The organism is Labrys sp. 22185 (genome assembly GCF_052045555.1).
Lineage (GTDB): Bacteria > Pseudomonadota > Alphaproteobacteria > Rhizobiales > Labraceae > Labrys > Labrys neptuniae.
The window spans coordinates 1-5,576 of record NZ_JBQEPH010000090.1; the positions used below are offsets into that span (position 1 = coordinate 1).

Below are 5,576 nucleotides of genomic sequence, written 5' to 3' on the forward strand. Positions count from 1 at the left end.
GACGATGGCCATGCCGACATCCGTTCCATCAACTATCGGCGGCGACCCAAGCATCTGTTTTCAGGCCTGATCAAATGCGGCTGCTGCGGCAGCGGCTATTCGATGATCTCGGCAGATCTGCTCGGCTGTTCAACTGCGCGCAACAAGGGCACATGCGACAACCGCAACAACATTCGCCGGGATCATTTGGAACGGCGCGTCCTCGATGCCCTGCGCTATCACCTGATGGATCCGAGCCTATTCAAGGAGTTCTGCGAGGCATTTACACGCGAACTGAACCGGCTTCGCATGGAAGGCCGAGCTTCCATTGACGCAGCAGACGCTGAGCTCAAGCGGATCGAGCGCGAACTCGACAAGATTATGGATCTCTATCTCAAGGACGCGATGTCGATCGAGACGGTCAAGCAGCGCAGCCACAAGCTCGAGGCCCGCAAGACCGAGTTGACGCGGTTCCTAGGCGATGCCGAAGAACCGCCTCCCCTGCTGCACCCCAACATGGCGCAGCACTATCGTGCCCAGATCGAGGATCTACATGCGGCACTCCAGGACGATTCTTGCCGGGAGCGCATCGCCGCGGCGGAGCAGATCCGTTCACTGACGCCGGAAGGCGGTTCGCTACAGATCGACGTGCGCGGCGATCTGGCCGGAATCCTTGCGATATCCCTGGAACGCAAAAAGCCCGCCTTGGGGGCGGGGAAATCGCAATTAAAGATGGTTGCGGGGGCAGGATTTAATCATTACTTGCGATCGCTGCAGGCGCGCCGTAGCGTACTAGAAATTCTACTTTCCGATGATTCTGGAGGTTTATTTCGTACTGTGGCGTAGTTCCATCTTACGCTAGTTTGGATGTATCGATGCCCCGTTGGAGGGTTGTGTTGCAAACTTTTCGGTAAGCGGTGTGCGACATGAGAGCGCCATCGGTCCGATCGAGTGCGTGTTATGTTCAAGGGCAACCATTTCGACCGCTCGGTGATGCTAATTTGTCGGTGATGCTACTTTGCATGCGCTGGCACCTGGCCTATGTTGCTTGAAAGAGCTGGTGGCGGAACGCGGCCTGGGCGCCGATTATTCGACGATCCACCGCTCCTTCGTTCACTTCTCGCCGTTGCTTCTGAAGCGCTTCAACCGGCGGATGTCGTGTTGCCTCTGATCCGGGCCCTCATCGGGACACCGCACCATCTCCTCCCAGTGGTCCTTGAAGATATCAAGACCTCGACTACGCGGTTTCTCGCTGAGCCGACGATACGTCTTCGGCCCGATGACAACGCCGCGCGCGAGCAGCTTGGCGCCAGCGATTGATGTGGCGGAGAAGCCTATTGCACTGCTTGCGTGTGTAGCGGCCTGGAAACTGTCCCTGTTTGCTGCGGCCGCACAGCGAGCCCGCACAACATCTGCGAATTCCATGCGCATGGCATGTGTCATCTTCGTCTTCATGATGCCCCCCAGCGGTGAGAGCATCATGGCGGCATAGGAGTTCGGCAGTAACATCTTAGGTGAGGCAATGCGACACACCTGAACGACGAGATATCACGGTCACCTGCAGCCCCTACTATCGCATGCGAGCCGATGCACAAAGACAGCTGAAGTCTTTGCGTACGCGCCCGAATGGACACAGTGAGGCAGATGAAATAAATATTGTAGAAGCATGGCGCAGAGCAAATAATCTAACTCAGGAGGAATTATCGCGTAGAGCAGATGTCTCGATAGCGGAAATCGTTGATATAGAAACCGGAAATTTCAGCTCTCCAATGATAACATACATAAAAATTTCTAGAATACTTAGGGTTCATATTTCCACGATACTAGGTTCGAGCAAAAATATCACTTCATAATATAAGATTTGAATATCTTGGCCTGAGAGGCTGGCATGCCCAAACATATTACTCATGTTGAGGCCAGGGCACTCGGCCGAGAAAAGACCGAGGGCTGTTGGACGGGCGGGAAGCGAGCAGCGAATTTCTGCCAACTTCGCTGGACTGACGAAGCGCCGGTTATCGCCACGGATGGTCTATCGGACGGGATGGCCGGCTTGGTCGTAAGATATTACCGGCAGAAACGGATTCCATGCGTGTCGCAGCGGCATGTCCTGAAGTGGTTTCGGGTCTGGACATACGAGGTACCAACGTAAAATGGTTCCCCTGCCTCAGCTTGGCTCCGATTTGCAGCACACAGGCTGATTTGCGTAAGTCCAAACCAATAAAACCGACGGAAGGATCTCCTACAGCATCGGACTCGACTTCAGAAACGAGCCTGATGCTGCAAGTTTTGTAGTCGCGTCGTTTTTGCCGAAAGCCGGTGTCCACTTTTCGGCGCGATGCTCTAGCTAATTTCGGCCATTGCTAGATGGTGTCATGGCGTCCTGTTCGAGCATGGCGTCGAACGTGGCGGGCGTGATGCTAGCTACCTGGATCGAGGTTTGCGGCTGTGAGAGTGCTGGCAGATGAAAAAGAGCCGCGATGCGCCGATAGGCCAGAAATGACACGCCTTCGATCAACTCTTCGTCTATGTCGACCCTATAGTCTCCGGGTGGTTGATTTTCGTTGAAGCCATCGAGGCGGAATGGCTTGGTAAAAGTCACCGTCGAGCGCGTCGTGCGGACATTCATCACACCTCTCCTTTGCCGACGGATAATTTCCGCTCTCGGCTCTTGCGAGAACGGGAGGGCTTTCGCCCTACCGCGGCGGCAAGGCAGGCTTGGATGGCTGATTGCATATGCTCGCGCCAGAGCGAGATGAGCATCGTGCGCGCGACCACGGCATGGTGGAGAAATAGCCGATTTTGGGCTGGAGCGTTCATTCAACGACAGTTGTTCGGATTGCCCACGGAAAGGAATGAAATGGGCGAAAGGCCCCTTCGTCGTCTAGGCCTCTTGTCAGGATGGCTTGGAATATTTCCCGCTCGAGCAAATCTCGCTGAATCTGCAAGGAAAGTCTGCCGGGAGTAACCCGCATGGCGCCTCCTTCATTCTCCCAATTAGCGATCGCTTTGTCGAAGCCATCGTCGAGTGGTGACTTCAAAAGAACTTGTCGCATCGGAGCCTCCTCACGCAGCCAAGCAAATGTCCGCAACGCATCCTTCGCCTGGGCTTCGGCGTCACGAAGGCCGTGGACGCATGCCATCATGCGCACCTTCTGCCATGTCGCGACGTCTGCTCTGCAACCACGAGGGCGCCAATCAACGCCGTATGGATGCTATTTCACGGCAGATCCAGACACGGACCCGTGCCTTAAAATTACAAAATCTCAAATAAAACCTCTCTACGAAGCTCGTATTTGCAAATTTTCCTTGTATTTTTTTGTTAATCGAAAATACTATACTCCCTATTTTACTTGATGGCGAGAATTATTTTTCATTAATTCAAAAGTTATTTTGAAAGGTTTTAATCAGATAGGGTTGAGTTTTATTCAGATATTGAAATAGGATTTGATTTTTATTTTCTGGCGCTCATGTCCTTTGAGTGCCAAAGGGTGTATAAGAAATGGGCGCCGCGCGGACGCGTGCCGGGCACAGAAAAGTGTACTTCAAAGACATCCCACCTCAGGCAGACCAAGCCGTTGGTGGTCGCCTCGGCGGTGGGACGAAGTGGCTACTTCGAAACGGCAGAGCAGACACGGGGGCAAGGCGATCCCGAGCATGGGAGAGCAACGTCATTGCCGTCTCGACAAACGAAGGCCGCCGCCGGGTGGGCCCTAAACGCCTTGCCTGCCTTTGCCTTTCACACGCAACAAAGACCGGAGTTCAACCATGCCCGTCAAAGATGTCAGATTCTCCAGCGATGCCCGTGATCGCATGTTGCGCGGCGTGGAGATCCTCAACAATGCCGTCAAGGTCACGCTTGGCCCCAAAGGGCGCAACGTGATCATCGATCGCCCCTACGGTGCGCCTCGCATCACCAAGGATGGCGTGACTGTCGCCAAGGAAATCGATCTCGTCGACAAATTCGAGAACATGGGCGCCCAGCTCGTGCGTGAGGTGGCTTCGAAGACCAATGATCTTGCTGGCGATGGAACGACGACTGCGACCGTGCTGGCCGCCTCCATTTTCCGGGAAGGTACGAAATTCGTCGCCGCCGGTATGAATCCGATGGATCTCAAGCGCGGCATCGACATGGCCGTGCTTGCCGTGGTGAAGGATATCGAGGCAAGAGCCCAGAAGGTTCGATCCTCGGATGAAATCGCCCAAGTCGGCACTATCGCGGCCAATGGCGACGCTTCGATCGGCAAAATGATCGCCAAGGCGATGAAGAAGGTCGGCAATGAAGGCGTCGTCACGGTGGAGGAGGCCAAAAGCGCCGAAACCGCGCTCGATGTCGTCGAAGGCATGCAGTTCGACAGGGGCTATCTCTCGCCTTATTTCATCACGAATGCCGAGAAGATGTCGGTGGATCTGGAGGATGCCTACCTCCTGATCCACGAGAAGAAGCTGACGAACGTCCAGACTCTTTTGCCGCTCCTGGAAGCGGTGGTACAGACCGGTAAGCCTCTTCTGATCATCTCGGAGGATGTCGAGGGCGAAGCTCTTGCAACGCTCGTCGTCAACAAACTGCGCGGCGGCTTGAAGGTCGCTGCGGTGAAAGCGCCGGGCTTCGGCGATCGGCGCAAGGCCATTCTCGCGGATATTGCCACGCTGACGGGCGGGCAGCTCATCTCCGACGATCTTGGCATCAAGCTTGAGAATGTCACGATCGACATGCTCGGCCGCGCCAAGCGCCTGCACATCGACAAGGACAGCACGACCGTCATCGATGGCGCCGGCGACAAGAAGGACATCGCCGCCCGCGTTCAACAGCTGAAGAGCCAGATCGGAGAGAGCGATTCCGATTACGACAAGGAGAAGCTGCAGGAACGCCTCGCCAAGCTATCGGGCGGTGTGGCTGTCATTCGCGTCGGCGGCGCGACCGAGGTCGAAGTCAAGGAAAAGAAGGATCGCATCGAGGACGCACTTAATGCGACCCGAGCGGCGATCCAGGAGGGCATCGTCCCCGGGGGCGGACTCGCCTTGCTACGAGCCAAGACAGCTCTCTACAATATTACCTCGGACAATCCCGATGTCAGGGCAGGCATTGCCATCGTCATGCGAGCGCTCGAAGCGCCAATCCGGCAGATCGTCGAGAATTCCGGCGTCGAGGGGTCGACGGTGGTCGGCAAGCTTGTAGAAGCCAACAATGCCAATCTTGGCTTCGACGCCCAGACCGAGCGCTATGTCGACATGCTGGAGGCCGGCATCATCGACCCGGCCAAAGTGGTACGGGCAGCCTTGCAGGATGCGGGCTCAGTCGCGGCACTGATGATCACCACCGAGGCGATTATCGTGTCCTCGGGATCAGACAGTGCCGGCTCCATGCCCAATGGAGAAATGGGGTATTGATGAGATACCCCCCACGGTTACTCAATACCCATAAAACTAAAGTATAATAATAAATACAAATAGGTGAATTAGCTAAAAAATAATAGATTCATCAATTCAAGTCCAAGCTTTTTACTGTAGGAGGATAAGATGACAAATGTCGAGCTGATAAAAGTCGAGGAACAGGGGAGCGGTCGCCTTCTGTTCAGCGTTCGAGTCCCTACTGCCGC

At 55.2% G+C, this 5,576-nt stretch carries 6 protein-coding genes and 1 pseudogene; 4 read left to right on the plus strand and 3 right to left on the minus strand.

Annotated elements, in window-relative coordinates:
- Together ACTJKX_RS37715 and ACTJKX_RS37720 are read left to right on the plus strand one after the other, a co-directional pair.
- On the plus strand, positions 1-825 hold an 825-nt coding region (locus ACTJKX_RS37715), incomplete at its 5' end, for a recombinase zinc beta ribbon domain-containing protein (RefSeq protein WP_440728459.1).
- A 114-nt stretch (positions 826-939) separates the two neighbouring features.
- Positions 940-1,132, plus strand: a pseudogene (locus tag ACTJKX_RS37720) (IS6 family transposase); the annotation flags it as partial.
- On the opposite strand, the gene ACTJKX_RS37725 reads toward ACTJKX_RS37720, so the two are convergent.
- Positions 1,093-1,434 (minus strand): hypothetical protein, encoded by a 342-nt coding sequence (locus ACTJKX_RS37725; RefSeq protein WP_440728462.1) that lies wholly within the window; start codon positions 1,432-1,434, stop codon positions 1,093-1,095. The pseudogene ACTJKX_RS37720 and the gene ACTJKX_RS37725 sit on opposite strands and share 40 nt — an antisense overlap.
- 122 nt (positions 1,435-1,556) lie before the next feature.
- Here ACTJKX_RS37725 and ACTJKX_RS37730 point away from each other — a divergent pair, with 122 nt between their 5' ends.
- Positions 1,557-1,832, plus strand: coding sequence for a helix-turn-helix transcriptional regulator (locus tag ACTJKX_RS37730; RefSeq protein WP_440728460.1), 276 nt, complete (start codon positions 1,557-1,559; stop codon positions 1,830-1,832).
- A 491-nt stretch (positions 1,833-2,323) separates the two neighbouring features.
- Here the strand turns inward: ACTJKX_RS37730 and ACTJKX_RS37735 are convergent, their stop codons facing one another.
- Positions 2,324-2,605, minus strand: a complete 282-nt coding sequence (locus tag ACTJKX_RS37735) for a hypothetical protein (RefSeq protein WP_149249132.1) — start codon at positions 2,603-2,605, stop codon at positions 2,324-2,326.
- Between the two features lie 187 nt (positions 2,606-2,792).
- Positions 2,793-3,122: a hypothetical protein gene (locus ACTJKX_RS37740; protein WP_440728461.1), complete on the minus strand. Its 330-nt coding sequence runs from the start codon at positions 3,120-3,122 to the stop codon at positions 2,793-2,795.
- A 622-nt stretch (positions 3,123-3,744) separates the two neighbouring features.
- On the opposite strand from ACTJKX_RS37740, the gene groL reads away from it, so the two are divergent.
- Positions 3,745-5,367, plus strand: a complete 1,623-nt coding sequence (gene groL / locus ACTJKX_RS37745) for a chaperonin GroEL (RefSeq protein WP_440727572.1) — start codon at positions 3,745-3,747, stop codon at positions 5,365-5,367.
- The last annotated feature ends 209 nt before the right edge of the window (positions 5,368-5,576 follow it).

Coding starts and splice junctions, on each gene's coding strand:
- ACTJKX_RS37725 (WP_440728462.1), bottom strand. CDS start 1,434: ATGAAGACGAAGATGACACATGCCATGCGCATGGAATTCGCAGATGTT.
- ACTJKX_RS37730 (WP_440728460.1), top strand. CDS start 1,557: ATGCGAGCCGATGCACAAAGACAGCTGAAGTCTTTGCGTACGCGCCCG.
- ACTJKX_RS37735 (WP_149249132.1), bottom strand. CDS start 2,605: ATGAATGTCCGCACGACGCGCTCGACGGTGACTTTTACCAAGCCATTC.
- ACTJKX_RS37740 (WP_440728461.1), bottom strand. CDS start 3,122: ATGATGGCATGCGTCCACGGCCTTCGTGACGCCGAAGCCCAGGCGAAG.
- groL (WP_440727572.1), top strand. CDS start 3,745: ATGCCCGTCAAAGATGTCAGATTCTCCAGCGATGCCCGTGATCGCATG.